The organism is Clostridioides sp. ES-S-0049-02, assembly GCF_020658465.1.
Lineage (GTDB): Bacteria > Bacillota > Clostridia > Peptostreptococcales > Peptostreptococcaceae > Clostridioides.
In genome coordinates, this window is record NZ_JACVWG010000001.1 from 165,199 (window position 1) to 189,774 (window position 24,576).

The window sequence follows — 24,576 nt, forward strand, 5'->3', positions numbered from 1 at the left end:
TTAGTACATATGTATGAATTTAAGTAAATTTGAAATTGGAGGAATTACAGTGAAAAAGAAGATTGGATTTTGGGATTTAGTATTTATGAATATATCAGCATTATTTGGGATTAGATGGATAGCTAAATCTACTGCCTCTAGTTTTGGGTTGGGTCTTGGTTCGATACCAGTTTGGTTATTGTTTGCTTTTATATTCTTTGTTCCAGCATCACTTATATGTGCAGAGTTGGCTGCAACATATCCAAAAGATGGTGGACTTGGAGAATGGGTTAAACAGGCTTATGGAGAGAAGTGGGGATTTATGGTGTCATGGTTAAATTGGACATCAAAGATATTTTGGTATTCCTCATTCTTGACATTCTTAGCTATAAATATTGCTTATATGCTTGGAAATCCAGCTCTATCAAACAATAAGATGTTTATTTTAGTGCTTTCACTCATAATATTCTGGATGTTATCCTTAGTAAGTACTCGTGGAATGGCATTTGGAAAATTCTTTACAAATACAGGAGCATTAGGTTCTACAATTCCTGCTATATTACTTATAGTGATGGCATTTATGTCTGTAGTTATTCTCAAAAAAGCTCCATCAGCATCTGTATATACAATCCAAAATATAATACCAAAGATAGATGCTAATTCACTAGTTTCTATATCTGCTATAATATTTGCACTATCAGGAGCTGAAACAACTGCTAATTTCATAACCGAAATGGATAATGCTAAGAAAAACTTCCCTAAAGCTATATTGACAGTAGCTGTTTTAATAGGAGGAATCTATATCCTAGGTTCAGTAGCAATAACAATGATACTTCCTCCAGATGAAATTGCAGCATCGACAGGAATACTAGATGCGCTAGCTAAAGTTGCACAAGATTTAGGAATAGGAAGCTGGTTTATAAGAGTAGTAGCATTTGGGATAACTTTATCAGTACTTGGAGCACTAATACTTTATATAGCAGGTCCAGTAAAGATGCTTTTTGGAAATGTAAAAGAAGGTGTATTTCCTAAGCAATTAACTGTTACAAATAAACACAATATACCATCAAATGCTGTAGTAATTCAAGCTATAATAGTGAGTCTACTTCTTATAGGAACAAATTTACTGCCATCAGTAGATAATATATATAATGTCCTTGTAACTATGACAGCATTAACAGCCTTGTTTCCATATGTATTACTTTTTACGTCATATATAAGACTTAGAAAGACAAGACCAAACGAAGAAAGACCATACTCAATTGCAAAAAGTGATTCAGTTTGTATCAATATAGCCAGAATGGTACTTGTAGTGACTGTAGTAGGGATACTTTTCTCAACAGCACCAGTTATGGAGACTTTAAAGGATAATATAGTCTATGAGATTGAAATGATAGGTGGAGGTCTTTTTGTTATAATAACAGGTTTAATGATATGGAAGAACTATGAAAAGAAGGTATCTAATAATTCTGGAGATTCCTATAAATAAAAATATAATTATTTTAGTGAACTAAAAGCGTATCTCTTTAGTTCACTAAAAATTATGGATAAATTAACTTAACATATCAATAAATCTATAATATATTGAAATGTTAAAAAATCAATAATTAGTTGTCATAAAAATTTATGAGTATTTACATAAGGAGGAAATATGTCAGTTGAAGTGAATAAACCAAGCATTTGGAAAAATTTCAAAGTCTTGATAATACTCTTTGTAGCAGGAGCCTTTATATATGCTTTACCATATTTAAAGAATTATTACTATGACACTTTTGCACAAGCATTTAATCTTACAAATACACAAATGGGGAGTTTAGGAAGCATTTATGGTCTACTTGCAATGGTATCATACCTTTTTGGTGGTTTCTTAGCAGACCGTATTTCAGCCAGAAAACTACTTTCAGGTTCTTTAATTATTACAGGGGTATCTGGTCTTGTATTAACGCTTTATCCTCCATATATTGTTGTATTTTTAATCCATGCTTTATGGGGAATAACAACAATACTTACTTTTTGGCCAGCTCTTGTAAAAGCTGTCAGGATGTTAGCATCTGAAAATGAACAAGGAAAAGCTTTTGGATTTATGGAAAGTGGTCGTGGAATTACCAATGCAATTCATTTATCTATAGTCTTAATATTATTTGGATATATTTCATCAAAAGTAAGTGATAAATCTGGTCTTACAGCTATTATAGTACTGTATTCAGCTATAAATGTAATAGTTGGATTATTAGTATTTTTTAAGTTAAAAGATAATGAAAAAGAGGTATCAGCCAAATTTGATAAAGAAGCTTTTTTTACAGTAATAAAAATGCCTCATACATGGATAATAACAATAATAATGTTTTGCTCATATTCAGCTAATATGTCATTTTATTATTTTACGCCGTATTCAACTGAAGCATTTGGAGCTACTGTAGTATTTGCATCTGCAATATCAATATTAGCTCAGTACTGTAGACCAGTAGCATCAGCTGCTTCTGGATTGCTTGGAGATAAAGTTGGTTCATCAAAGATTATATCTTATGGATTTATACTTATGATTGCAGGACTTTTAGGTGTAATCTTTACACCAACGAAATCTTCTATGATTTATGTACTATTGATTGGATGTGTTGCAATATATGTATCTATGTATGCAATTCAAGGTTTACATTATTCATTACTTGAAGAAGGTAATTATTCACTATCAATATCAGGAACTGCTATAGGTATAGTTGCTACATTAGGATATCTTCCAGAAGTACTTTGTCCTCTAGCAGCAGGAAAGATATTAGATGCATTTCCAGGTGTAACTGGATATAAGTACTACTTCATTGTTCTTACTATAGTAGCCATAATTGGATTGGTGTTTACATTTATATGGATGAATATGACTAAAGAAAGACGTAAAGAGCTTATTGAAATGAATAGTAAGTCAAATGAAAATACTACTAAAGTTAGTTAATATAATACATTACTATTTAGGCTAGCATTATAATTTAATTTACATTGAAATTTGCAAATTTCTATATGTAAACTAAATTAATATTGCTGGTCTTTATTTTTCTATTTTAAGAATATTAACCTCGAAATCTAAATATAATTTAATAAGATTAGATGTATAGGAGGAATAATATGAATAATAACATATACGAAGATATATCCAAAAGGACTCAGGGGGATATATATATTGGAGTAGTGGGGCCTGTAAGAACAGGAAAATCAACTTTTATAAGAAAGTTTATGGAAAAGTTGGTTATCCCAAATATAGACAATGAGTTCAAAAAAGATAGAACAAGAGATGAGATACCTCAAAGTGGTTCAGGCAAAACTATAATGACAGTAGAGCCAAAATTTGTACCAGCAGATGGTGTAGAAATTAAAATAAAAGACACAGTATCTTTAAAAGTGAGAATGGTAGATTGTGTTGGATACATAGTTGAAGGAGCTTTAGGTCATGAGGAAGGTGGAAAGCAAAGATTAGTATCCACTCCTTGGTCACAAGAAGCTATGACATTTGAGAAAGCAGCAGAGATAGGGACTAAAAAAGTTATAAAAGACCATTCTACAATAGGAATAGTTGTCTTGACAGATGGCTCAGTTACTGGTATTGATAGAAAAAGCTATGTAGAGCCAGAAGAGAGAGTTATACAAGAATTAAAAAATCTTAAAAAACCATTTGCTGTAGTTTTAAATACGTTAAGTCCTAGAAGTGAAGAAACAAGTCTGCTTAGAAATGAATTAGAGGAAAAATATGAAGTTCCAGTCCTTCCAATGAATATAGTTGAAATGGAAGATGAGGATATAGAAGAAGTTATGGAAACTGTACTATATGATTTCCCACTTACAGAAATAAGAATAAACTTACCTAAATGGGTGGAAGGTCTTGAGAGAAATCACTGGATAAAAAGTAGTATAATAACAACATTAAAACAGAGCATTATAGATATAGGTAAAATAAGAGATATAGAAGGAATTATGCAAGGTTTCTCTGAGTTAGATTTTTTAGATGATACAGGTGTTGACCATGTAGAGTTAGGGGAAGGTGTCATAAACATTGACTTACAAACAAAGCAAGATTTATTCTATAATGTCCTTGAAGAAAAAAGTGGATTTAAAATTGAAGGGGATTATCAATTACTTAGCCTGATAACTAGACTATCTAAAGTTAAAAATGAGTATGATAAGATAGAAAGCGCTTTAATAGATGCTAAGATAAAAGGATATGGAGTAGTAGCCCCTTCTTTAGAAGAACTTAGCTTGGAAGAACCAGAAATAATGAAACAAGGAAAACAGTATGGTATTAAGTTAAAAGCTAATGCACCATCACTTCACATTATAAAAGCAGATATATCTACAGAAGTTTCTCCTATAGTTGGAAATCAAAATCAAGGTGAGGAGATGATAAAATATCTTATGGAGGTATTTGAAGAGCAACCAGCAGATTTATGGGAATCAAATATGTTTGGGAAGTCACTTCATGATTTAGTAAAAGAACAGCTTCAAAGTAAATTGTATACTATGCCAGAGGAAATAAGAGTCAAGATGCAAAAGACTCTACAAAAAATTGTAAATGAAGGAAGTTCTAATATCATAACTATTTTGTTATAAAAATATAGCTACTTGTTAAAGTAAAATATTTGTTTACTTTAACAAGTAGCTTTTTATTTATAAAAATCAATAAAAATTTTTATATAAATTGACAATAATTGATAATTGTGGAAAAATTATAATGAGTAAAGTATATTTTTAGACAAGGCTGTTTTAAGCTAAAAAAATTCTAGAGGTGTAGTATGAGAAAGTATGAGATATTTATTTTTGTAAATATAATATTTTTATGTTTTATAAGTTTTCCACATAAAGTCTTTGGACAAGAGGATAATTGCCTTGAAGATTTTAAAATATGGTATCAAGAAAATAAAAACAATACTGGAGAGATGGTCTACACTCTTTCTTGTGATATGGTGATAGATGAAGAATATAGGTTTTTCACTCCAGATGAAGCTAAACTCACAATAGATACTAATAAATATAAAATTTTAATAAAAGACCAAGGGAATTTTATAATTCAAGAAAATGAATTGAATATAGTAGGAGAGGGTGGAGAAGATGGAGTAATACATGTAGAAAAAGGAGGAAGATTAAATATAGGTATAGATAATATAATTGCTACCAACGGAACTGCTTTATATATTGAAGAAGGAGGTTATTTAAGATTTAGTTCATACTATGAAAGTATTGGAAATATAAGGGCAAATGGAAATAATGCTATAGGAATTTATTCTGAAAATGACATTAGAGTGCCATATAAGGATATAGAGGTAAGAGGGAAAAATGCTGTAGGAGTATATTGTAAAGGTGATATTGAGTTGGAAAGTACATCAGTAAGAGCTTATGATAATGACAACAAAACTAGATTATTAAGAAGTTCAGATAAAACTGTTAAATCAATTGTATCAAAAAGTAAAAATATTTATATAATTGATAGTTATAATGAGTTTATACCAGCCATATCTGAAGATTCTGGATATAATATTGTAAAATGTTGTCATAGGGGAATTAATGTATTTAGTGAAGAAATAAAAGTAAGTAAAGATGATAAAATAGAAAATATAAAATTTCCCAAAGATATGGTATTAGAAACATCTAGTAGTAATCAAATAGATATAGATGTAGAATGGGATTTTACTGATTATTATAAAAAGCTAAAAAAAGAAGAAAATTTTAGTATAACAGGAAAGTTTAAAACAGAAACATTAAATAAAGAAAAAATTATAATAAATGATGATGTTGTTCCTATTTTGAATATATCTGTTATAGAGAAAAAACCAATAGATAATTTGGAATTGGAATTTCAAAATACAAGAAATGGATATGTAGCTGCTTTGTATTATGACATGCCATATAGTGCAAGTAAAGTTTTTGTTGAATATTCAAGTGACGGAATAAATTGGATATCTGAAGAACAGGAGGATATTAGAGACCAAGCTATACTTTTCTTTGAAGATTTTAAGCTGCGTTGTTTTAGAGTAAGAGTGGAAGGAGGATTAAAAGAAGGGTATTCAAATATAGTTTTTAAACCAGGATTTATAACGGGAGGTGGCGATAGCCAAGAGACACCAGATGATGAACGGGAAAATGATGATATTGATGGAGACCGTGGTGGTGGCGGTAGAGATGAACCAGATAGAGAAGATTCTGAGATTATTGGAGATACAAATGACAATAATGAGAATGAAGCTATTGATAAGCAAAGACCTGAAGATTCTAATAAAGATACAGAATCTAATGATGAAGAAAAAGACAATAAACTTCAGCAAGATGAAAAAAATGATAAGTCAGATGAAAAAGATATTAAGACAGAGAATGAAACAAACAAAAACATTAATAATCAAGACAAAAACTTTAAGAGTAATGATTTAATCATGAAAAATAAAATTGAAAGTAGTTTAAAGGAAATATTAACAGAAAGTCATAATGAAAATTATAAATCTCCTCAAAATACATTTAATGACGATAATGCCTTAAATCGAGAAGATACTTCTGAAGTAGGTAAGTTTAATGATAAATTAGACTCTCCTTCTCAATCACAGAATAAAACTCAAAATTTTAATAGTGGAATCATCATTGGAATTGGAATTGTAGTTTTAAGCATGCTATGTTCAATAATAGCAGTAAATCCTGGTATCATAAAGTATATAAATAAATTTATAAAATTTAAATAGTAAAATAAGTAAAATTGTTTAAAATAACTCAATTTTATTTGATAAGAGAATTAGTAGGAGAAAAATATGAGCAAAACAAACAAAGCTTTTATTCTTATAAATTTGTTAATTATGATTTTTGCACTTTTCCCAAATAAGAGTTTTTCCCAAGAAAATAATTGTCTGAATGATTTTAAAAGTTGGATTTTGAAAAATGAATATAATAATAAAAAAATAGTTTACACTCTTTCTTGTGATATGGTAATAGATGGTTATTTTGAACTTAGTATTCCATATGGAACTAAGATTACAATAGATACCAATAAGTATAAAATACTCATAAAAGATAAAGGGAACTTTTTTATCAATGGGAATGAATTAAATATAATTGGAGAAGGTGAAACAGACGGTGTAATTCATGTAGAACGAGGAGGAAAGCTAAGGATAGGGATAGATAATATAACTGCTTTAAATGGAACTGCTTTGTATGCAGAAGAAGAAGCTGATTTAATTATAGATACATATTATGGTGAGGTTGGAAACATAAAAGCAAGTGGAGAAAACGCTATAGGAATTTATTCGGAAAATAATGTTAGAGTAGACTGTAAAACGATTGAAGTTGATGGAGAAAATGCTATAGGAATTTATTCTAAGGGAGAAGTCGAAATAGAGGATACTTCAGTAATTGTCAATGATGATAATAAACAGCAAAGTTTAGGGTTAAGAAGTAACAATAAAAAAGGACAGTCAATTGTATCAGAGATCAAGAATGTCTATATTATAGGAGAGCAAAATACAATAATGCCAGATATACCTCAAGATGATGATTATAATATTATAAGGTGTAATTGCAGAGGTATTGGAGTCTTTGAAGAGGAAATCATGATAACAAAAGAAGATAAAATAGAAGATTTAAAATTTCCTCAAACTGTAACTTTAAAAACTTCTAGTGGAAAGTTTAAAAGGTTAGATGTGGACTGGTATTTATCAAATTACTATACTGATTTAAATAAAAATGCAGAGTTCGTGATAAAAGGAAAATTTAAAGAAGAATATCTAAATGAAAATAATATAGTGCTAAATCATAATGTTGCGCCTATTTTATATGTTCATGTTACAAATAAAGGACCTATAAACGATTTAGAAGTATCTTTTATAAACTCAAAAAAGGGTTATTCAGCTATTTTAGATTACAGTATGCCATATAATGCCAAGAAGGTATTTGTAGAATATTCTGATGATGGTATAAATTGGGTAAGCAAAGAATTAAATTATATTAGTAACCAAACTATACTTGATTTTGAAGATTTTAAATTGAGATGTTTTAGAGTAAATGTAGAAGGTGGATTAAGGGACGGATATTCAAATATATTTTTAAAACCAGGATTTGTGATGGGTGGAGGCAATGGTCAGATGACACCAGAAGATGACCGAGACGTTATTATAGATGGAGGTGATCGTGGAGGTGGTGGTAGAGATGACCCAGATAGAGATGGCAGTAGTGAAAATGAGGGTAATAACAATAAAAATAAAGAAGAAGATAATAATGAAAATAAAGAAAATACTGACAATGGTAGTAATGAAAATAATGATTCTAATGGAGGAAAACCAAATGATTCAGAAGATAACATAGGACCAAGTGCTGGTGGTGTCGATAATAAAAATCATCAAAATAATAAAGAAAATACTGATATAAATGCTGATAAAGAAAATGATTATGAGTATAAAAATAAATTTAATAGTAAAAATTTAATGATAGAAGATGATAGCAATTATAATTTAAAACAGAAATCAGTATTTAGCAATAATAATCAATATTTCTCTTATGGAGAGGCTTTTGTAAACGGAAATAAAGAAATAAACAATGAAAAATCAGGAGTAAATAATTATGATGAAATAGCAAATGACAATGAGAATCTTAAATCTATATTTAAAAAATATAATTTAAATAGAGAGATTTTCTTTTTACTTTGTATATTAACTCCAACTATGATTGTTTCTATATTAGCTGTAAATCCAAGTGTAAGAAAAAATGTAATAGAATTCATACAAATAAAAAAATAATTTTTAAAAAGGTATTATTTAGTAAATTATAAAGCTACTAAGTAATGCCTTTCATTATTATGAAAACTATATATAACTATTAATAAAATGATATATAATATACAGTTTGGTTAAATAGTATAAAAATAATAGAATATTGAAAAAAAATTGACAAATGAATATATAGGTATTAAAATATATTAAATATATACATAAAAAGTGATTTACCAACAAATAAATGAAATATATGTTAGCAACTAGTTCAATTTGTAAAAATGTAAGATTTATAAAAAAATAAGGGAGGATATTATTATGAGAGCAATTTTAACAGTGATTGGAAAGGATAAACCAGGTATAGTAGCAGGAATTAGTGATGAGCTATACAAGCAAAATATTAATATAGTAGATATTTCACAAAAAATACTTCAAGAATATTTTACAATGATTATGGTAGTTGATTTAGAAAAAGCATTAAATTCTTTTGAGCAAACGGTTGAAGATTTAATTGAAAGAGGAAAGAAATTATCAGTAGATGTAAAAATTCAAAGAGAAGAAATCTTTAATTCAATGCATAATCTGTAGTAAATAGTAAGGGGAGGTGATAACAGTGAATGTAGGAAATATACTTGAAACAATCAAGATGATAGATGAAGAACAGTTAGATATAAGAACTATAACTATGGGGATTTCATTACTAGATTGTATAGACCCTGATGGAGATAAAGCGAGAGAAAAAATATATAATAAAATTATGAATTCTGCTAAAGACTTAGTAAAAGTTGGTAAGGATATAGAACGTGAATTTGGTATTCCAATTGTAAATAAAAGAGTATCAGTAACTCCAATATCCATTATTGCAGGTGCAACAGATGAAGAAGATTATGTGAAATTCGCACAGACATTAGATAAAGCAGCAGAGGATTTAGGAATAGACTTTATTGGTGGATTCTCAGCATTGGTTCAAAAGGGATATACAAAAGGTGATAAGATATTAATTAAATCAATTCCAAGAGCTTTGGCAAGTACTAATAAGGTATGTGCTTCAGTAAATGTAGGTTCTACACGATGTGGTATAAATATGGATGCAGTAAAAGAAATGGGAGAAATTATAAAAGAAACTGCAGAAATGACAAAAGATGCAAAAGGATTTGGTTGTGCAAAACTAGTAGTATTTTGTAATGCAGTAGAAGATAATCCATTTATGGCAGGAGCATTCCATGGTGTTGGTGAAGCAGATAGAATTATCAATGTTGGTGTAAGTGGTCCTGGTGTTGTTAAGAGAGCTTTAGAAAAGGTAAAAGGAGAGCCATTTGATGTTGTTGCAGAAACTGTTAAAAAGACAGCATTTAAAATTACAAGAGTTGGACAACTTGTAGCGAAAGAAGCTTCTAGTAGACTAGATGTTCCATTTGGAATAATAGACCTATCATTAGCCCCTACACCTGCAATTGGAGATTCAGTAGCAAATATATTAGAAGAGATGGGACTTGAAGTTGTTGGTACTCATGGTACTACAGCAGCACTAGCTCTTTTAAATGATGCAGTTAAAAAGGGTGGAGTTATGGCATGTTCACATGTTGGAGGACTCAGTGGAGCGTTTATACCAGTATCTGAAGATGCAGGTATGATTGATGCTGTTATTAAGGGTGCTTTAAGTATAGATAAACTTGAAGCTATGACTGCAATTTGTTCTGTAGGTCTTGATATGATAGCTGTGCCAGGAGATACTACAGCAGGTACACTTGGAGCTATGATAGCTGATGAAGCAGCAATAGGTATGATTAATAATAAGACTACAGCAGTTAGAATTATACCAGCACCAGGATGTGATGTAGGTGATATGGTCGAGTTTGGAGGTCTTTTAGGACGAGCACCAGTAATGCCTATAAATAAAAATTCATCTGAACTGTTTACTCAAAGAGGAGGAAGAATTCCAGCTCCTATACATTCATTTAAAAACTAAGTACATTACATATAATAATATTCAAATAAAGATTTATATGACAGAATTAAAGTTGTCTATGTGAGTCTATATATTGAAAGATTATAATTAAAATAATAAATTTTAAAATTTTTGTTGAGATTGTGATAACAACAAAGCGATACATAGACTTTTTAAAAGGTCATGTATCGCTTTTATTTTTTAATATTATCTAATTATTAAATAGAACTTTTTATGTACCTTAAAAGTTATGATATCTAATAGTAATAAATTATACTAACATTTATTTTTAATACATCAACTAAATAAAAAACTAAATAAAAAGTAAATTAAAAAAATAAAAAACTATCTAAATATTTAACACACATAATAATCATAAATAAATATAAAAATAAAACGCTTGCAATTAATAAAATTGCCTACAATATAAAACTTTATCATTTAAAATATTAACTTAAAATATTAATTTATAAATCTTATTATTTTTAAGCAATTTCTTTTTCTACATCAGTACCACGTATTTCACCAGCAGTAAGAACTTTAAAAGTACTGAATATTTTCGAGCCTAAAAATCCTGCAGCTACATTAAATAAGGCACATAAGCCAGCTGTTATGAGTACTTGATTAACTGGATTATAGGCAAACATTATAGCAAATCCAGCTACAGGTGTAGCTGTACCTGGAGTCATATTTACAAGACCCATCAAAGCTACAATGATACCAGAAAAAGCACCTCCAAAGAAATTAGTACAATATATAGGTATTGGATTTGCCGAAATTATGTCTGATTGAGTCAATGGTTCAATAGCAACAGATATAATATCTTTTTTAGATCCTAACTTCAATCTTGCAAATAATGTTGAGTTCATAAAAGCTGAACCAAAAGCACCTAATGCTCCTATTGCCATAGGAAGACCAGTAAGACCAATTATAGACGTAAGCGCCATTGAACTAAGTGGAGATGTACCAACTACTGTTATTAAGCCTCCTAATATAATTCCCATTACTATAGGACTAATATTAGTAGCCTCTATTAAAACTTGTCCGATTTGTAGTAGTGTACTATTAACTAATGGGTCTACATTTGATGCTATAAGACGAGATAGTGGTGCACATAGAAGGATTACAACTACTAAATCCACTCCAGGTGGTACCTTTTTCTCTATAAACTTAATTAAGAAAGAAACAAAGTATCCAGCAACGAATCCAGATAATATAGAAAAATCTAAACATGATAATCCTATTAAAACAGCATAAACTGGAGATACACCAAGAGCTAATGGCACAAGTATAGCAGCAGCAACTCCACCAAGGCTACCATTAGCGGCTCCAACACTTCTAAAAAATTCCATACCTAAAACGTCGCCAAGTAAAGAAAGATTGAATGCCTCGACTAAGAAAGTAGCACAAGCAGCACTTGCAAGAGCTCCCATAGCTTTCATACCATATGGAGCTTTGTAACTAAAAATTGTGAAACAACATAGAACCAATAAAAGTAAACCTGTTCCTAATAAAATTTCTGACATAAGAAAATCCTCCTTGTATTTTTTTTAGGACATAAACTTTTGCTTATGATAACGTTATCCTAATGTGTAAATAATTAACTAATTAATGACAACAGAACAAAAGTAATTTTAAATTTTAATTGGTTTTATATTGTATCTAAAAATAAAAATAACTATAAAGGTATATAAAGCAAGTTTAAAATCTAAGTTAAACTTATACTTTACAATATAATTATATATAAATAATACAATCTTGTATAGGAAGATTGATAAAAAATAAATTTAATATGAAAAAAAACAATTATTATCATATAAAAAAGGAATAAACCTTTTTTAGAAGAAGTATTTATAATGAAAGAAATTATATAGGGGGAGAGTCTTTGAAAAAGGTTAAATATACCAGATTAGTGATACTTGGTATTCTTATATATTTAGTATTTAATATTTTAGTAATGATTATTAGTAAGAATGTAGATACATTAGTATTAAAATCTGACGTAGTCGATGCAAAAATTAGTACGGAAGGTACTCTAGAAAAAGACTTTAATGACCAGAGTAGTTATTTATCAATATATGTTGATAAAGAAGATTATAAAAGATTTGAAAAAAATCAAGATGTCGTAATTGAATATGACAAACAAAAAATAGATGCAAAAGTTTACAAAATATATAAAAATAATAATAAAATAATGGTAAAATTAAAAATAAGTAACCAAATTATTGGAAATCAGGATACAAGTGTCGAAGAATTTGATATAATATATAATCAGATGGAATGTTTAAAAATACCTAAAACTTCTATAAAAACAAAAGACAATAAACGTGGTGTATATGTAATTGATGAACAATCACAAAGTGTAAAATTTGTCATACTAGAAGGGATAACTTATGAAAATGAATCTTCTGTATTTGTGGATTATTATAAAAATGACATAAATGGAGTTAAAAGTGTTAATCTATATGACAAAATAATTTTAAGACCTAACAAAATAAACACAAATATAAGGATAAAGTAGGTGATAATAATGGGTTCTGTTAAAGAGAATTTATCTGAAATAAGAAGTAAAATTGATGAAGCTGCAAAAAAAGTAAATAGAGATAGTAAAGAAATCACTCTTTTAGCAGTTACTAAAACTGTTGATGTAGATTTAGTTAATGAAGCAATGGAAGAAGGAATTACTTCTGTTGGTGAAAATAAACCTCAAGAATTAGCTAGAAAGTATGATATTATAGGTGACAAACTAAATTGGCACTTAATAGGAACTTTGCAAACAAATAAAGTTAAGTACATAATAGATAAAGTTTGTATGATACATTCTTTAGATAGAGTCGCATTATGCGAGGAAATTCAAAAACGGGCTGAGCAAATAAATAGAGAAATAGATTGCTTAGTACAAGTGAATATATCTAAAGAAGAATCTAAACATGGACTTGACAAAGGAGAAGTTATAGATTTTGTCAAAGAAGTGTCAGAAAAATATAAAAATATAAAAATAAAAGGTCTAATGACAATGGCACCTTTTGTAGCAGATGAAGATGAAATAAGAGGTGTATTCAAAGGTCTTAAAGATTTATCAACACAAATAAAAGAATTAAACATATCTAATGTAGGTATGGATGTTTTATCAATGGGAATGAGTCACGATTATGAAATTGCTATAGAGGAAGGGGCTACCATTGTTAGAGTTGGAACATCAATCTTTGGAGAAAGAAATTACAATAAAAAATAATTACTCAAATCTGAATAAATTCTAAGGAGGAAGTTAATAATGTCAAATGGAATAATATCTAAATTTAAGAACTGGATAGTTGATGAAGATGAAGATTATGTTGAAGATGAATATGAAGGTGGTATGGAAGATATAGTTCAAGAGGAAGAAATAAATGGAGGATTTAGTGCTGCAAAAGCAAATAAAATTGTAAATTTACATACAACTTCTCAAATGAAAGTTGTAATAGTTGAACCTAAAGTTTATGATGAAGCTGCAACTATAGCAGACCATCTAAAACAAAGAAGGGCAGTTATAGTGAATTTGGAAGGATTGACTAATTCTGAAGTTCGTAAATCTATATTTAATTTTATGAATGGAGCGGTTTATGTTTTAGATGGAAGTATACAAAAGGTTTCTAAGTCAATATTTATACTAGCTCCTAATAATGTAGATATAGATGCAAATATGAAAAAAGAATTAGAAAGCAAAGCATTCTTCCCTTGGCAAAATAAATAGTAAAAAGGCGGTTAATGTATGGGAACAATAAGAATTGCACTATATTATCTTTTAGACATAATAGCATGGATGATAGTTATAAAAAGCTTGATGACTTGGTTTCCAAATGGAAGACAAAGCAAAATTTTTGAGATTTTAGAAAATCTTACAGAGCCAATAGAAGGTCCAATCAGGTCTATAATGTACAAATACACAAATGGGCCGATAGATTTTTCTCCTTTAATTGCAATAGTATTATTGATGTTCCTAAGACAATTAGTATTGGTTATATTCTAAGGTGATAACATGGACAAATTGAAATTGACAAATCACATAAAGGATGTAGACTTGAAAAATAAAATGTTTAAAGTAATAGACAAGGCTAATAGTTGTATAAAAAACTATGATGTTAAGTCTACTGAGTTTCTTAATCCATATGAAGTGAGAAATGCTGTAGATATATTAAATTCTACTAATGAAATAAAATACAGTGTGGATGGAGGTTATGAACAAGCTGAAAGAAGCACTGTATTTATTTATCCATTTTACATGGAATATGAGGATATAGAAGATACTCTTAGATTTTTACAAATAGAAGGAAATTTTAAATTTAAAAGTATATCTCATAAAGATTATTTAGGAGCAATTTTGAATCTAGGTATAAAAAGAGACAAAATTGGAGATATAATTATACATGATAGTTTTTGTCAAGTAGTTGTAAGTAGTGATATTTGTGATTTTATAATCATAAATTTAGAGAAAGTTTCAAGAAATAGTGTAATTGTAAAGGAAATTTCCAGAGAAAATATTGTTAATAGTTCTTCAAAATATAAAGAAGTATCATTTACAGTATCTTCAGATAGGTTAGATTGTATCATAAGTAGTCTTTACAATATATCTAGGCAAGATAGTGCAAAATACATAAATGGAGAAAAAGTCCATGTCAATTATGAAAAGATAACTTCAACTTCTAAAATAATTAAAAATGATGATTTAATTTCTATTAGAGGTAAAGGAAGAGCTAAAGTAACACAAATAGGAGATATTACTAAAAAAGGAAGAATAAAAGTTCAAGCAAAATTAATTGTATAAGGACTAATTAAAATTATAGCTGGGAGGAAATGTAATGCTAACTCCAATTGAGATAGAAAATAAAGAGTTTAAAAAAGGTTTAAGAGGTTATAGAGATGAAGAAGTGGATGAGTTTTTAGATATTATCAAAGAAGATTATGAATCTCTATGTAGAGAGAATACAGCTCTTAAAGAAAAATTAGGATTATATCAAGATCAAGTAAATAAATATGAAAATATTGAAGAAACACTAAAAGCTACTTTAATAACTGCTCAAAGTGCAGCAGAAGACACTTGTAGTGCAGCAAATAAAAAGGCTAAGATAATCGTTGAAGAAGCAGATTTAAAGGCTAGACAAATTATAGAACAAGCTAATAATCGTGTTATAGAGATAAGAAAAGAGTACGATGCTTTAGTTAAAGAATTTAAGATATTTAGAAATAAATTCAAATCATTGTTAGAAGATGAAATAAGAAGTGTCGATGAGATTTTTTATGATGTAGATGAAAAATGTGTAAATGCATTTGAAGGTACATCAGTGTATAATTATAGTAATGATGAAGCTGCTACAACTTTAGAATAAACAATAATTTTACTGGATTTTAGGTAGAATTATTGTTTAAGTTTGAGAATACTATAACAAAAACAAAAAATAGGATAAATATGTAAGAAAAATATAAATTATTATATTTTTCAAAAATATATTGACTATTCAAATTATTTGTTATAGAATTTCATATAAACACAGATAAATTTTTAAAAGCGTTGATAGAGACAATTATCTTTAGATAATTTTACAGAGAATTGGGTATGCTGAGAACCAAGGAATTTATAAAGATGAGAATCACTCTTGAGCTGCAGGCTGAACGATTAAACTTTATTAAGCTGTGCCGGTTAGTGCCGTTATACTATTAGAGTGTTATATGTGACTATTGTTAAGTTCACATATAGAATTAGGGTGGTAACGCGATTGATAACTCGTCCCTTTGTTTAAAGGGGACGAGTTTTTTATTATTCAAATTTACGTAAAAGAATAAAAACTTTGGAATTATAATAACTGTAGGAAAGGGTGATTTACATGGCAAAATTTAAGCCATTGGTGGACAGTTCTGTGAAACAAGCAGAAGCACAAGTTTTTGACTATTGGAAAGACATAGATATACTTGAAAAAACTCTAGAAAAAGGTAAAGACGACCCAAGTTTTGTATTTTATGAAGGACCTCCAACAGCTAATGGAAATCCTGGAGTACATCACGTTTTATCTAGAACACTTAAAGATTCTGTTTGTAGATATAAAACAATGTCTGGTTATCAAGTAAAGAGAAAAGCTGGTTGGGATACACACGGATTGCCAGTTGAAATACAAGTAGAAAAAGAATTAGGTCTTACTAGCAAGCAACAAATAGAAGAATATGGAATAGCTGAATTTAACCAAAAATGTAGAGAGTCAGTTTTCTCATTTGAAAAACAATGGAGAATAATGACTGAGAGAATGGCTTATGAAGTTGACTTAGATAATCCATATATAACTTTAGATAATAACTATATAGAATCTGTATGGTGGATATTGAATAAGTTCAATAAAGAAGGATATATATATGAAGGGCATAAAATACTTCCTTATTGCCCAAGATGTGGAACTGGTCTTGCTAGTCATGAGGTTGCACAAGGATATAAAGAAGTAAAGACAAATACAGTTGTAGCTAAATTTAAGAAAAAAGATGCTGATGAATATTTCTTAGCATGGACAACTACTCCATGGACTTTACCATCAAATGTTTCATTAACAGTGAATGCTGATGTTGATTACTTAAAAGTTAAAAAAGGTGATGAGGTATATTATGTATCTAAACCTTTAGCTAATAAAGTACTAGGTGAAGACTATGAAGTTTTAGAAGAAATGAAAGGTAAAGATTTAGAAGGCTTAGAATATGAACAATTAATGCCTTTTGTAGAAGTTGATAAAAAAGCATTTTTCATTACAGTAGGAGATTATGTAACTACTGAAGATGGTACTGGAATAGTTCATACAGCACCAGCATTTGGTGAAGATGACTACAATACAGGTAAAAGATACGATTTACCAGTTGTACAGCCAGTAGATGAAACTGGTAAATTTACAACTACTCCTTGGGAAGGTAGATTTGTAATGGAAGATGGGCTAGATGTTGAAATAATAAAATGGCTAGCTTCTGAAAATAAACTATATAGTAAAGAAAAAGTAGTTCATAATTATCCACATTGTTGGAGATGCCAAACTCCACTTGTGTACTATGCAAAACCAAGCTGGTATATAGAAATGACTAAGCTTAAGGATAAATTAATAGAAAATAATAATGGTGTAAAATGGTTCCCAGGCTTTGTAGGTGAAAAGAGATTTGGAAACTGGTTAGAAAATCTAAATGACTGGGCAATATCAAGAACTAGATATTGGGGAACTCCACTTCCTATATGGAGATGTGAATGCGGTCATACAGATTCAGTTGGTTCAAGAGCAGAATTAGCTGAAAAAGCTATAGAAGATGTAAACCCAGAAACTGTAGAACTTCATAGACCATATGTAGATGATATACACTTGAAGTGTGAAAAATGTGGAAAACCAATGACAAGAGTAACAGAAGTTATAGACTGCTGGTTTGATAGTGGAGCTATGCCATTTGCACAACACCACTATCCATTTGAAAACAAAGAAAACTTTGATGAGCTATTCCCAGCTGATTATATATCAGAAGGTATAGACCAAACTAGAGGTTGGTTCTACTCATTACTTGCAGTATCAACATTTGTATTAGGAAAAGCACCGTATAAGAGTGTCTTAGTTCCAGACCTTGTACTTGATAAAGATGGAAAGAAAATGAGTAAATCAAGAGGAAATACAGTAAATCCTATGCAGTTGTTTGATCAATATGGAGCAGATGCGCTAAGATGGTATTTACTATATGTTTCTCCACCATGGACTCCAACTAAATTTGATATGGATGGATTAAAAGAAATCCAAAGTAAATTTATAGGTACTATGAAAAATGTATATAACTTCTTTACTTTATATGCAAATACAGATGATATAAATCCAACTGAATTCTTTGTAGAATACAAAGATAGACCAGAACTTGACAGATGGATACTATCTAAATTCAATAATTTAATGAAAGATGTAGAAGAAAATTTAGAGATATTTGAATTAAATAAAACTTTAAGAATGATACAAGATTTCATAAATGATGATTTATCTAACTGGTATATAAGACGTTCAAGAAGAAGATTCTGGGCAACTGAATTAACAGAAGATAAAAAAGCTGTATACAATACAACTTATGAATTATTACATGGACTTTGCAGAGCTATAGCACCATTTGCTCCATATATGTCAGAAGAAATGTATAGAAACCTAACTGGAGAAGTATCTGTTCATTTAGCTGAATATCCTAAGTTTAATGAGAGTTTAGTTGATACTAAATTAGAAGAAAAAATGGATTTAGCTAAGAATCTAGTTACTTTAGGTAGAGCTTCAAGAGAAGTTGAGAGAATAAAAGTTCGTCAACCATTACAAAAAGTATTAGTAGATGGTAAATTTGAAGACACAATAAGTGATGTAGTTGATTTAATAAAAGAAGAGCTTAATGTTAAAGAGGTAGTATTTGCTAAAGATTTAGATGAATATATGAACTTTAGCCTAAAACCAAACTTTAAAGAAGCTGGACCAATATTAGGCGCTAAGATGAACTTATTTGTAGGAGCATTAAACAAGTTAAATGCACATGAAACTGCTAATAAACTTGAAAATGGTGAAACTTTAACAGTTGATTTAAATGGAGAAGCATTTGAATTTAATAAAGACTTAGTATTAATAGGTATAACTGCTAAAGAAGGATTTAATGTATCTGTTGAAAATAATCTTTTTGTTATACTAGATACTAAATTAACTGATGAGTTAGTTGATGAAGGATATGCTAGAGAATTTATATCTAAAGTACAACAATTGAGAAAATCTAATAACTTTGAAGTACTAGACAACATAGTAATAGATTACTGTGGTGATGATGAGATTGCTAAAGCTGTTGAGCATTTTGATGAATACATCAAGTCTGAGACTTTAGCTTTAGAAATAAATAGAGTGGATGATAAATCTTTAGAAGAACAAAACTTAAATGACCATATGACAGGTATAAAAGTTACAAGAAAATAAAAAATAACAAGCTGTTAATTAAGAGCCCTATAGAAAATGATTTGTAAATTTCTATAGGGCTTTTTTTAAAAAGATAGCTTATTTCTTTATTTAATTAATTGTTTTTGTACTTCAATAATTAAATGTTTTAATATTCCAAAATTTACAACAAATAAATTTATATAAATCATATAAATTATTTATAGCATATGATAAAATGTTAATGAATAAACGTTTAAGTGAGGATGAATAATATTTTAGAGTGAACTACTTCTGGTAAATTTATTTTTAAATTTATTGTGTATTATGCAGGGTGGTTTATTTATTATGCAAAGGGGTGCGTTTTGATGTATGGTGAAAGCAAAAAACTAAGTATTGATAATAACATATTTTTGCAATATGGTCTTATTATATTGGGAATGATTTTATCAACCTTAGGAATAAATTTATATCTAGCACCAGCCAAGTTGTTAAGTGGAGGAGTAGCTGGAATTTGTGTTATATTATATAAGTTATTTGGTATAAATCAGGGATTATCTAGTTTTTTGATGAATATACCAATATTTATTATAGCTAAGAAGTATTTTGATAATAAATTTTTGTTAATAAGTTTTGTAAATATGTTACTATTTTCTGTTGCACTTGGTTTAACACAAGATATTGCTAAATATTTTCCAATAAATGATACTATGCTACAATCTATTTATGGTGGTGTTTTAACTGGTATAGGTATGGGATTGACCTTTAAAGCAAGAGCTACTGCTGGAGGGCTTGATATAATAGCAGCTATAATGAAAAGAAAGTACGATATACCAATGAAAAATACATTTTTATTTATTAATTTCTTTGTAGTATGTGCAGGTGCATTTTTATTTGGAGCAAAATTGGTAATGTACACTCTAATTACTATGTATATAATTTCTTTTACAATGGATATAGCAAAAGATTGCTTTGATAGAAAAAAATCTATACTTTTAATATCAAATAGATATGAAGAAATATCAAAAGTAATAATGAATAAGATGGGTAGAGGAGTAACTTTTTTAGAAGCAGAAGGAGCATATACGCAGAATAAGAAAAAAATGATTTACTGTATCATATCTGCAAATGAAGTAGGTAAATTTAAGGATTTAATTTATGATATGGATAGTGAAGCTTTTATTTCTGTAAACAATGTAGAAGAAGTAAAAGGTGGAGGTTTTAAGGATAAATTTTTATAAGATATAAGTGTTAAAAAATACCATATATCTTGTTATTGTACCTAGTTAGATGTATACTGTAACTAATGGGGCACATGAAGTGCTCAATAATATACTAGGAGGTATAATAATATGTTAAGAGAGAGATTTGTAGTAAGAAATCATCATAATCCACATGCTAATGGATGCTGTGGAACTGGAGGAGAAGGATGCTGTGGAGGAGATAACCATCAACATTCACACGAGCATTCTCACAGTCATGGACATGAACATGAGCATGTAAATGGTGTAGGTCATGACCATAATCATGATGATGGATTTTCAGGAACTCATGAGCATGGGCATGAACATACACATATACATGGGCATGAACATTTAGATGGGCATACACATCAACATAAATAGAAGTATTTTAAATTAATAAAATGATTTTTATTTTGTGATTCCATGAAGGTTTAAATAAAAATTATTCATAGCAAATAAAAAAGTGAGCTGTTAAATTAAAAAACTTTAATAGTTCACTTTTATTAATTATTAAAATATCAAGTTTAAATCCAATGGTTAACTAAAAAAGAAGCGATATTTTCATAAGGCATTTTTTCTGTTTTTAACAAGCTTTGGACAACTAAACCATCAACTATAGACATAAGTAAAAAAGAAAAGGATTCAGCATCCTGTTCATTCTCATCACCACTATATTTTTCAAGAGATTCAATAATTTCAGATTTAAGGGTAGTTCGCCATTCAATATATTTCAATCTCATTCTTTCTTTTAAATCATCATTTGAAGTAATAGCTTCACAAATAAGATACATATGTACTCTACCACGACTTTCTATAGTAGATATTTTTTCTAGTATTAAGTTGACCATTTCTATTTGAGAATTTTTGGATTTGACATTTTTTACACAGTTTAATATAGCACTAGTTATAACTTCTAAATGAGTATCAGCAATGTCATATATAATATCATTTTTAGATGAGTAGTGATAATATAGTGTACCCTTACTTATATTCACATCTTTTGCAATATCAGCAAGACTGGTATTTTGAACTCCATTTTTGGCTATTAAATTAGTAGCAGATAATAAAATAGCTTGTTTCATATTATTTGTTTTCATAAAACCTACCTTTCTATGTATATTTATAACAAATTAATAACATTATAAGCTTATAGAAAATTATTGTCAATAAAGCAAGAATCTATATCTATTGACTTTTTTTCATCCAAAATATAAAATAATAATTAAATCGGTCGTACGACCGACTGAATAAACAAAAACAATATCTTATAGTGAGGTTAATATGGATAAAATAAAATTGATAGTAGACAGTGCATGTGACTTACCTAATCATATAATAGAGAAATACAATATTGAAGTTATTGGTTTAAATGTATCTTTTGGAGAAGAGAACTATATATCTGGGAAGGAAATAGATAATGAAACTTTCTACAGAAAAATGGATGAAAGTAAATTATTGCCAAAAACATCATGTCCTTCACCAGATAAGTTTTTAGAAGCATATCAATGCGAAGAGGAAAGTATATTAGTAATTAGCATAAGTTCAGGATTATCTGGAACTTATAATAGTGCACTTTTGGCAAAAGACATGTTCGAAAAAGAAGGAAATAATAAAAAAATTGAAATTATAGATTCACTTAGTGGGTCAATTGGCATAGGACAATTAGTATTAAAAGCGGCAATATTAATAAAAGAAGGAAAAGAACTTGAAGAAATTGTTTCAATAATAGATAGATATAAAGACAATCCACCATTTTATGGAACTCTAGAGACATTAGAAAATGCTATAAAAGGAGGTAGAATAAATCCAATAGCAGGAAAAATTATAAATACATTAAATTTTAAGGCTATAATACAAGTTGCAGATGGGATTGTAACTCCAATAGATAAGGCAAGGGGTGAAGGGAATAGCTTGAAAAAACTGATTCAGTTAGTAGAATCAAAAATTATAGATAAAGAAGAGAAGGTTTTATTTATAGGACATGCTAACTGCCCTGAAAAAGCTCAAAAAGTAAGAGAAGCTATGGAAAAAGATGTTAAATATAAAGACGTTGTAATCTGTGAAGTTGGTTCAGTAATGGGAACATATACTTCAAAAGGTGCAATTTTGATAACTGCAATATAAACAATAAACTAAAAAGCTAAAGCTGTATAAAAATGAATAAAATCATTTTTATACAGCTTATTTTGATGTTATTAAGTTAATCTTATAATTAACCAACCACACATATTTCTTTGTCATATTTGTTTAGTATTTCGCAACCATCTTCAGTAACTAGTACTAAATCTTCTATTCTAACTCCAAACTCTCCTGGTAAATATATACCTGGTTCTATAGAGAATATCATTCCTGGTTGTACAGTATCTGTATTTATAGAAGATACATCTCCCTTATCATGAACTTCAAGTCCTATAGAGTGACCAGTTCTATGAGTGAAGTATTGTCCATATCCTTTTTCAGTTATGTAATCACGAGCAGCTGCATCTATATCACAGAATCTAACTCCTGGCTTTACAATAGCTTCAGCTCTCTTATTGGCTTCAAGAACTATTTCAAATATTTCTCTACCTTTTTCAGGTATTTCTTTATAGAATACAGTTCTTGTCATATCAGCACAATAATTATCTTTTATGCAACCTATATCTAATATTATTGCATCACCAGGTTTTACAAGAGCATTTCCTGGTTCTCCATGTGGATTAGCTCCATTAGGACCAAATCCTATTATAGGGTCAAATGAAAATCCATCAGCACCTAAGTCTTCATATATTTTAGATAATTTACCAACAAGTTGTTTTTCTGTAAGTTCACCAGAAACAGTAGCTTTAAGTTGTTCCATACCTTTGTCATTTAATCTTGAAGCTATTCTCATTAATTCTTTTTCTTCTTCATCTTTACACATTCTTAAAGTATCTATTATATAAGATGAGTTTACAAATTTACTTCCTCCACCTGATTCTATTAAGCTTAATAAGAATCTAGCTGGCCAGTTTTTGTCAACACCCATAGTAGCGTTTTTGTCTACATGTTCAGTTACTATTTCTATTGGATTTTGAGTATCATTAAACCAAACCATTTCAACACCTAAATCTTCTGCAACTGGGAATAATTCATTTATAAATAATTTATTATTACCATTTAAATTTAAGTATAAAGCTAACAGTCTTTCACCTGGGTGGATTAGTAATCCTGTTAAATAAAATATTGAAGTAGGATCACTTACCAACATTTGAGAAATATCATCTTTTTTCATTTGTTCAAGTACAGCATTTAATCTTTGAGTCTTCATAATAATTTCCTCCTAATCAAAATTCGATACAAATCAATTTTAGCACTATTAAACAAAAATTAGTATACTTTTCTTCTAGAAATATAAAAAAATTTTAACATATATTTTTTATATTAAATTTAATTCCCTATTTTACATTAAAAGAAAAGTAAAATAAGTTTATATTGTGAAAATTTTATAAAAATAATAACTTGAATAAGTAAAAATATATATTTGAGATAGTTATATAATTATGAAAATTAATAAAAAAATTTTTATATTAAAATAATATTGAAACAATTTTAATAATTTAGTATCATTAAAGAGAAAGTGATAGAACTTTCAAAATTTATCACTTTTAGTAAATTTTGATTTCAAAATATCTAAATTTGAGGTATAAATATTTTTATTTAAAGTATTTTATAGGTTAAATTGAAGTATTTTATAGGTTAAAGTTATTTTAACTGTTATGAAATCAATTTTTAAT

20 protein-coding genes and 1 other annotated feature are annotated in these 24,576 nt (G+C 28.7%); of the genes, 17 read left to right on the plus strand and 3 right to left on the minus strand.

From position 1 onward, the window contains the following. Window positions 1–13 precede the first annotated feature (13 nt). From IC213_RS00875 to IC213_RS00905, 7 genes are all read left to right on the plus strand, one after another. Entirely contained in the window at window positions 14–1,468 is a 1,455-nt protein-coding gene (locus IC213_RS00875) for an amino acid permease (RefSeq protein ID WP_255612845.1), read from the plus strand. 162 nt (window positions 1,469–1,630) lie between these two features. Further along, on the plus strand, window positions 1,631–2,926 hold the full coding sequence (locus IC213_RS00880; protein WP_227432436.1) for an MFS transporter: 1,296 nt from the start codon (window positions 1,631–1,633) through the stop codon (window positions 2,924–2,926). Window positions 2,927–3,096: 170 nt separating this feature from the next. Next, window positions 3,097–4,572: a stage IV sporulation protein A gene (gene spoIVA / locus IC213_RS00885; RefSeq protein ID WP_227432437.1), complete on the plus strand. Its 1,476-nt coding sequence runs from the start codon at window positions 3,097–3,099 to the stop codon at window positions 4,570–4,572. Window positions 4,573–4,754: 182 nt separating this feature from the next. After that, a complete protein-coding gene (locus IC213_RS00890; RefSeq protein WP_227862628.1) occupies window positions 4,755–6,686 on the plus strand; it encodes a hypothetical protein in 1,932 nt (643 codons plus the stop codon). A 66-nt stretch (window positions 6,687–6,752) separates the two neighbouring features. Further along, on the plus strand, window positions 6,753–8,729 hold the full coding sequence (locus tag IC213_RS00895; RefSeq protein WP_227862629.1) for a hypothetical protein: 1,977 nt from the start codon (window positions 6,753–6,755) through the stop codon (window positions 8,727–8,729). 291 nt (window positions 8,730–9,020) lie between these two features. Beyond that, window positions 9,021–9,290, plus strand: coding sequence for an ACT domain-containing protein (locus IC213_RS00900; RefSeq protein ID WP_227432440.1), 270 nt, complete (start codon window positions 9,021–9,023; stop codon window positions 9,288–9,290). 25 nt (window positions 9,291–9,315) lie between these two features. Then, entirely contained in the window at window positions 9,316–10,671 is a 1,356-nt protein-coding gene (locus IC213_RS00905; RefSeq protein WP_227432441.1) for a PFL family protein, read from the plus strand. 464 nt (window positions 10,672–11,135) lie between these two features. On the opposite strand, the gene IC213_RS00910 is transcribed toward IC213_RS00905, so the two are convergent. After that, window positions 11,136–12,176, minus strand: coding sequence for a PTS sugar transporter subunit IIC (locus IC213_RS00910; protein ID WP_227432442.1), 1,041 nt, complete (start codon window positions 12,174–12,176; stop codon window positions 11,136–11,138). Between the two features lie 359 nt (window positions 12,177–12,535). Between IC213_RS00910 and IC213_RS00915 the strand changes: the two genes are divergently transcribed. The 9 genes from IC213_RS00915 (at window position 12,536) to IC213_RS00955 (ending at window position 21,202) form a co-directional block, all read left to right on the plus strand. Then, on the plus strand, window positions 12,536–13,171 hold the full coding sequence (locus tag IC213_RS00915) for an HlyD family efflux transporter periplasmic adaptor subunit (protein WP_227862630.1): 636 nt from the start codon (window positions 12,536–12,538) through the stop codon (window positions 13,169–13,171). A gap of 9 nt (window positions 13,172–13,180) precedes the next feature. Continuing rightward, on the plus strand, window positions 13,181–13,885 hold the full coding sequence (locus IC213_RS00920) for a YggS family pyridoxal phosphate-dependent enzyme (protein ID WP_227432444.1): 705 nt from the start codon (window positions 13,181–13,183) through the stop codon (window positions 13,883–13,885). A 39-nt stretch (window positions 13,886–13,924) separates the two neighbouring features. After that, window positions 13,925–14,383: a cell division protein SepF gene (locus tag IC213_RS00925; RefSeq protein ID WP_227432445.1), complete on the plus strand. Its 459-nt coding sequence runs from the start codon at window positions 13,925–13,927 to the stop codon at window positions 14,381–14,383. Between the two features lie 18 nt (window positions 14,384–14,401). Beyond that, entirely contained in the window at window positions 14,402–14,659 is a 258-nt protein-coding gene (locus IC213_RS00930; protein ID WP_054274603.1) for a YggT family protein, read from the plus strand. A gap of 9 nt (window positions 14,660–14,668) precedes the next feature. Beyond that, window positions 14,669–15,454 (plus strand): RNA-binding protein, encoded by a 786-nt coding sequence (locus IC213_RS00935; RefSeq protein WP_227482889.1) that lies wholly within the window; start codon window positions 14,669–14,671, stop codon window positions 15,452–15,454. A gap of 34 nt (window positions 15,455–15,488) precedes the next feature. Then, window positions 15,489–16,016: a DivIVA domain-containing protein gene (locus IC213_RS00940; protein ID WP_227432447.1), complete on the plus strand. Its 528-nt coding sequence runs from the start codon at window positions 15,489–15,491 to the stop codon at window positions 16,014–16,016. Window positions 16,017–16,189: 173 nt separating this feature from the next. Then, window positions 16,190–16,422, plus strand: a binding site (T-box leader). 89 nt (window positions 16,423–16,511) lie between these two features. Continuing rightward, window positions 16,512–19,619, plus strand: a complete 3,108-nt coding sequence (gene ileS / locus IC213_RS00945) for an isoleucine--tRNA ligase (RefSeq protein WP_227432448.1) — start codon at window positions 16,512–16,514, stop codon at window positions 19,617–19,619. Window positions 19,620–19,945: 326 nt separating this feature from the next. Continuing rightward, the gene (locus IC213_RS00950) at window positions 19,946–20,818 is read left to right on the plus strand and encodes a YitT family protein (RefSeq protein WP_227432449.1); all 873 of its coding nucleotides are present in this window, start codon (window positions 19,946–19,948) and stop codon (window positions 20,816–20,818) included. A 111-nt stretch (window positions 20,819–20,929) separates the two neighbouring features. Beyond that, window positions 20,930–21,202, plus strand: a complete 273-nt coding sequence (locus IC213_RS00955) for a hypothetical protein (protein WP_227432450.1) — start codon at window positions 20,930–20,932, stop codon at window positions 21,200–21,202. A 143-nt stretch (window positions 21,203–21,345) separates the two neighbouring features. On the opposite strand, the gene IC213_RS00960 is transcribed toward IC213_RS00955, so the two are convergent. Then, window positions 21,346–21,918, minus strand: coding sequence for a TetR/AcrR family transcriptional regulator (locus IC213_RS00960; protein WP_227482887.1), 573 nt, complete (start codon window positions 21,916–21,918; stop codon window positions 21,346–21,348). Window positions 21,919–22,102: 184 nt separating this feature from the next. On the opposite strand from IC213_RS00960, the gene IC213_RS00965 reads away from it, so the two are divergent. Then, a complete protein-coding gene (locus IC213_RS00965; protein ID WP_227482886.1) occupies window positions 22,103–22,945 on the plus strand; it encodes a DegV family protein in 843 nt (280 codons plus the stop codon). 88 nt (window positions 22,946–23,033) lie between these two features. Here IC213_RS00965 and IC213_RS00970 read toward each other — a convergent pair whose 3' ends face one another. Continuing rightward, window positions 23,034–24,110, minus strand: coding sequence for a M24 family metallopeptidase (locus IC213_RS00970; protein WP_227432453.1), 1,077 nt, complete (start codon window positions 24,108–24,110; stop codon window positions 23,034–23,036). Window positions 24,111–24,576: the final 466 nt, after the last annotated feature.

What these genes read in the sequence shown, in the direction of transcription:
- IC213_RS00875 (WP_255612845.1), top strand. Translation starts at nt 14, where the DNA reads ATGAATTTAAGTAAATTTGAAATTGGAGGAATTACAGTGAAAAAGAAG.
- IC213_RS00880 (WP_227432436.1), top strand. Translation starts at nt 1,631, where the DNA reads ATGTCAGTTGAAGTGAATAAACCAAGCATTTGGAAAAATTTCAAAGTC.
- spoIVA (WP_227432437.1), top strand. Translation starts at nt 3,097, where the DNA reads ATGAATAATAACATATACGAAGATATATCCAAAAGGACTCAGGGGGAT.
- IC213_RS00890 (WP_227862628.1), top strand. Translation starts at nt 4,755, where the DNA reads ATGAGAAAGTATGAGATATTTATTTTTGTAAATATAATATTTTTATGT.
- IC213_RS00895 (WP_227862629.1), top strand. Translation starts at nt 6,753, where the DNA reads ATGAGCAAAACAAACAAAGCTTTTATTCTTATAAATTTGTTAATTATG.
- IC213_RS00900 (WP_227432440.1), top strand. Translation starts at nt 9,021, where the DNA reads ATGAGAGCAATTTTAACAGTGATTGGAAAGGATAAACCAGGTATAGTA.
- IC213_RS00910 (WP_227432442.1), bottom strand. Translation starts at nt 12,176, where the DNA reads ATGTCAGAAATTTTATTAGGAACAGGTTTACTTTTATTGGTTCTATGT.
- IC213_RS00920 (WP_227432444.1), top strand. Translation starts at nt 13,181, where the DNA reads ATGGGTTCTGTTAAAGAGAATTTATCTGAAATAAGAAGTAAAATTGAT.
- IC213_RS00925 (WP_227432445.1), top strand. Translation starts at nt 13,925, where the DNA reads ATGTCAAATGGAATAATATCTAAATTTAAGAACTGGATAGTTGATGAA.
- IC213_RS00930 (WP_054274603.1), top strand. Translation starts at nt 14,402, where the DNA reads ATGGGAACAATAAGAATTGCACTATATTATCTTTTAGACATAATAGCA.
- IC213_RS00935 (WP_227482889.1), top strand. Translation starts at nt 14,669, where the DNA reads ATGGACAAATTGAAATTGACAAATCACATAAAGGATGTAGACTTGAAA.
- IC213_RS00940 (WP_227432447.1), top strand. Translation starts at nt 15,489, where the DNA reads ATGCTAACTCCAATTGAGATAGAAAATAAAGAGTTTAAAAAAGGTTTA.
- ileS (WP_227432448.1), top strand. Translation starts at nt 16,512, where the DNA reads ATGGCAAAATTTAAGCCATTGGTGGACAGTTCTGTGAAACAAGCAGAA.
- IC213_RS00950 (WP_227432449.1), top strand. Translation starts at nt 19,946, where the DNA reads ATGTATGGTGAAAGCAAAAAACTAAGTATTGATAATAACATATTTTTG.
- IC213_RS00955 (WP_227432450.1), top strand. Translation starts at nt 20,930, where the DNA reads ATGTTAAGAGAGAGATTTGTAGTAAGAAATCATCATAATCCACATGCT.
- IC213_RS00960 (WP_227482887.1), bottom strand. Translation starts at nt 21,918, where the DNA reads ATGAAAACAAATAATATGAAACAAGCTATTTTATTATCTGCTACTAAT.
- IC213_RS00965 (WP_227482886.1), top strand. Translation starts at nt 22,103, where the DNA reads ATGGATAAAATAAAATTGATAGTAGACAGTGCATGTGACTTACCTAAT.
- IC213_RS00970 (WP_227432453.1), bottom strand. Translation starts at nt 24,110, where the DNA reads ATGAAGACTCAAAGATTAAATGCTGTACTTGAACAAATGAAAAAAGAT.